Annotated in this window: 3 protein-coding genes; 1 reads left to right on the top strand and 2 read right to left on the bottom strand. The window is 60.4% G+C overall.

The window, feature by feature from the left end:
- Positions 1–90 precede the first annotated feature (90 nt).
- Together ctaD and coxB are read right to left on the bottom strand one after the other, a co-directional pair.
- Positions 91–1,677, bottom strand: coding sequence for a cytochrome c oxidase subunit I (gene ctaD / locus WBB95_RS13250; protein WP_016969522.1), 1,587 nt, complete (start codon positions 1,675–1,677; stop codon positions 91–93).
- A gap of 58 nt (positions 1,678–1,735) precedes the next feature.
- Positions 1,736–2,863 (bottom strand): cytochrome c oxidase subunit II, encoded by a 1,128-nt coding sequence (gene coxB / locus WBB95_RS13255; RefSeq protein ID WP_424487985.1) that lies wholly within the window; start codon positions 2,861–2,863, stop codon positions 1,736–1,738.
- A 369-nt stretch (positions 2,864–3,232) separates the two neighbouring features.
- Here coxB and WBB95_RS13260 point away from each other — a divergent pair, with 369 nt between their 5' ends.
- Complete coding sequence (locus WBB95_RS13260) at positions 3,233–3,880, top strand: hypothetical protein (RefSeq protein ID WP_424487986.1); 648 nt, start codon at positions 3,233–3,235, stop codon at positions 3,878–3,880.
- The last annotated feature ends 38 nt before the right edge of the window (positions 3,881–3,918 follow it).

Raw genomic sequence — 3,918 nt, forward strand, 5'->3', positions numbered from 1 at the left:
GCCAGTCACTGCTTGTGGTGCCTGATACACAGCTTTCGCGAGCAAGCCCGCTCCCACAGGGGATTTGTGTAGGTATGGCGGACCAGATGCTCACTTGACCTCCGGCGGCGTGGTGAACGTGTGGTACGGCGCTGGCGAAGGGATGCTCCATTCCAGGCCTTCGGCGCCGTCCCACGGTTTGGCCGGCGCTGGCGGGCCGCCGCGGATGCACTTGATCACGATGAACAGGAAGAAGATCTGCGTAGCGCCGAACATGAACGCGCCAATCGACGACACCATGTTGAAGTCGGCGAATTGCAGGTTGTAGTCCGGCACCCGGCGCGGCATGCCGGCCAGCCCCACGAAGTGCATCGGGAAGAACGCCATGTTCATGCCCACGAAGGACAGCCAGAAGTGCAGCTTGCCCAGGGTTTCGTCGTACATGTGGCCGGTCCATTTCGGCAGCCAGTAGTACGCCGAGGCGAAGATGCCGAAGATCGCGCCGGGCACCAGTACGTAATGGAAGTGGGCGACCACAAAGTAGGTGTCGTGGTACTGGAAGTCCGCCGGGGCGATCGCCAGCATCAGGCCGGAAAAACCGCCGATGGTGAACAGAATCACGAAGGCCACGGCAAACAACATCGGCGTCTCGAAGGTCAGCGAGCCCTGCCACATGGTGCTGACCCAGTTGAACACCTTCACGCCCGTGGGCACCGCGATCAGCAGCGTGGCGTACATGAAGAACAACTCGCCCACCAGCGGAATACCGACCACGAACATGTGGTGCGCCCACACGATGAACGACAAAAACGCGATGCTCGCCGTGGCGTAGACCATCGAGGTGTAGCCGAACAGCGGCTTGCGCGAGAAGGTCGGGATGATCGAGCTGACGGCGCCGAACGCCGGCAGGATCATGATGTACACCTCGGGGTGGCCGAAGAACCAGAACACATGCTGGAACAGCACCGGGTCGCCGCCGCCGGCCGCGCTGAAGAAGCTGGTGCCGAAGTGGATGTCCATCAGCATCATGGTCACGCACCCGGCCAGCACCGGCATCACCGCGATCAGCAGGAACGCGGTGATCAGCCAGGTCCAGACGAACAGCGGCATCTTCATCAGGGTCATGCCGGGCGCGCGCAGGTTGAGGATGGTGGCGACCACGTTGATCGCGCCCATGATCGAACTGATGCCCATCAGGTGGATGGCGAAGATGAAGAACGTCACGCTTTCCGGCGCGTAGGTGGTGGAAAGCGGGGCATAGAAGGTCCAGCCGAAGTTCGGCCCGCCGCCGGGGGTGAACAGCGTAGAGACCAGCAGCAGGAACGCCGCCGGCAACAGCCAGAAACTAAAGTTGTTCATGCGCGGCAGGGCCATGTCGGGCGCGCCGATCATCAGCGGGATCATCCAGTTGGCCAGGCCGACGAATGCCGGCATCACCGCGCCGAAGACCATGATCAGGCCGTGCATGGTGGTCATCTGGTTGAAGAACGCCGGCTCCACGATCTGCAGGCCGGGCTGGAACAACTCGGCGCGGATGACCATGGCGAACGAGCCGCCGAGCAGGAACATGGTGAAGGCGAACCACAGGTACATCGTGCCGATGTCTTTGTGGTTGGTGGTCAACACCCAGCGCATCAGGCCTTTGGCAGGGCCGTGGGCATGGTCGGCGTGACCATGGTCATCGATCACAGTGCTCATGGCCGTTCTCCTGCACGCGAGTGGGCGCAATGGTTGAGGGCATACGCGATGAAGGCCGTCATTTGCTTTCCGCCTGTTTCAGAGCCAGCACGTCTTTGGGCGTGACCATGTCGCCTTTGTTGTTACCCCACGCGTTGCGTTCGTAGGTCACCACGGCGGCGATATCGACTTCCGACAGCTGTTTGCCGAACGCCGCCATGGCGGTTCCAGGCTTGCCGAAGTACACGCGGTGCAGGTGGTCTTCCTTCGGCCCGGTGGCGATGGGCGAGCCTTTGAGCGCCGGGAACATCGGCGGCAGGCCCTGGCCCTCAGCCTGGTGACAGGCCACGCAGGTGGTGTGGTAGATCTTGTCGCCACGCGCGACCAGTTCTTCCAGCGTCCATTCTTTGGAGGTCAGCTCCTTGAGCTTGGCGGCGTCGGCCTTGCGCTCGCCGAGCCAGGTGTCGTAGTCGGCCTGGGACTTGACCTCGACCACGATTGGCATGAAACCGTGGTCCTTGCCGCACAATTCGGCGCACTGGCCCCGGTAGATGCCCGGCTTTTCGATACGCGCCCAGGCCTCGTTGACGAACCCGGGGATGGCATCACGCTTGACCGCAAAAGCCGGCACCCACCAGGAATGGATGACGTCGGCGGCGGTCACCAGAAAGCGCACCTTGGCGCCCACCGGCAGCACCAGCGGCTGGTCGACTTCGAGCAAGTAATGCTCGCCTTTGACGGCCTGGTTATGGATCTGCTCGGCGGGCGTGGCCAGGTTGCTGAAGAACTCCACGTCCTGGCCCAGGTATTTGTAGTGCCACTTCCACTGGTAGCCGGTGACCTGAATATCGATGTCCGACTCAGTGCTGTCGTAGATGTTGATCAGGGTCTTGGTCGCCGGAATGGCCATGGCCACCAAGATCAGCAAGGGCACCACGGTCCAGAGGATTTCCACGGTCGTGCTCTCGTGGAACTTGGCTGCCACCTGGCCTGTGGACCGGCGGTGCAGGATCATCGACCAGAACATCGCGCCAAACACGACGATGCCGATCACCACACAAATCCAGAAAATGGTCATGTGCAGGTCAAACACGGCGTGACTGACTTCAGTCGCCCCTGTCGTCATATTCGTTGTCCAGGCGGCGTGCGCCTGGCCGAATACTGACCACAACAGTAGGCCCATCCAAACGTGTGGATGTCGCGTCATTGCGGGTTCCCCTTTATGTTTCTTGTTATCCCGCCGGTTTGCACCTGCGGCGAAGGGAGCGGCTTCCATACTGCTTACAACCGCCAAGCCTTGCCTGCCTCATGCAGTTGGGCGTCATCAGCTAATTGCGTACAAACCCGAGTATAGACAGCACCTGCAACCCCGCAATGTGTAGGGGCAAATGAGCAAAAACAGACGGGCGGGCCCAATAAACACAGGGGCGGAATCGTTTATCCGACGAACGATGGCAATTCGATATAACGCACATGCATAACCATGAAATAATTATGACAAATGCGTCTTAGGCGCTCGTATAAACGAGCTACCTTATCCTCTCCCTTTTCCTACGCCTGTTTCACTGGAGCCTTCATGAACACCGCCGCATTGCGCGAGCAGATTTCCCGTGCCCATCAACACGAAGCCAGCACTGGCCAGCTTGCCCAGCAGCTGGAAAAACAATTGCCGCACCTGCATTCGGCCATTTCCCTGGCTGACGGTGATCGCAACATTGTCATGACCCGCTTTGTCACTGCCTACATCGACCTCGTCCCGGACTTGCTGGAGGCCGCCAACGACGTGGCCCGCGAAGCCGGGATCGAAAGCCAGATCAAGCCGGTATTGAAGATCGCCGAGCATTTTTTCCTGCAGCCGCCTGCGATCCTGGCCGGGCATGAAGGCCTCGACGGCCTGCTGGACGAGGCCTACCTGGCCCATCGTTTGGTGGAAGAAGTAAACGATCTGTACATCAAGCATTTCGGCCAACCGCTGATTCCAGCGGACACCACCGTGGCCAACCTGATCGCCCATCAACTGATCGGCGAAGCGTTCGCCAACCAGCTGGATGAAGCCGTGCATTTGGCGGTGGATGAAATGCTTAACGAAGAGAGCTTTGCGCTGGAGTCGGTCGAGGCGTACCGCGAGACGCTCAAGAGCCCGAACACGGAAGCGGCGTGGAAGCGTTGGCCGTGCCTGTCGCGGCAGTTGGGCGTTGAGTTGGCGCTGGATCAGCCTGCCTAAACCTTTGGGCGGATAAAGATCAACTGTGGGAGCGGGCT

Origin of the sequence: Pseudomonas sp. (genome assembly GCF_049645325.1) — a bacterium.
In the GTDB taxonomy this organism is placed as follows: domain Bacteria; phylum Pseudomonadota; class Gammaproteobacteria; order Pseudomonadales; family Pseudomonadaceae; genus Aquipseudomonas.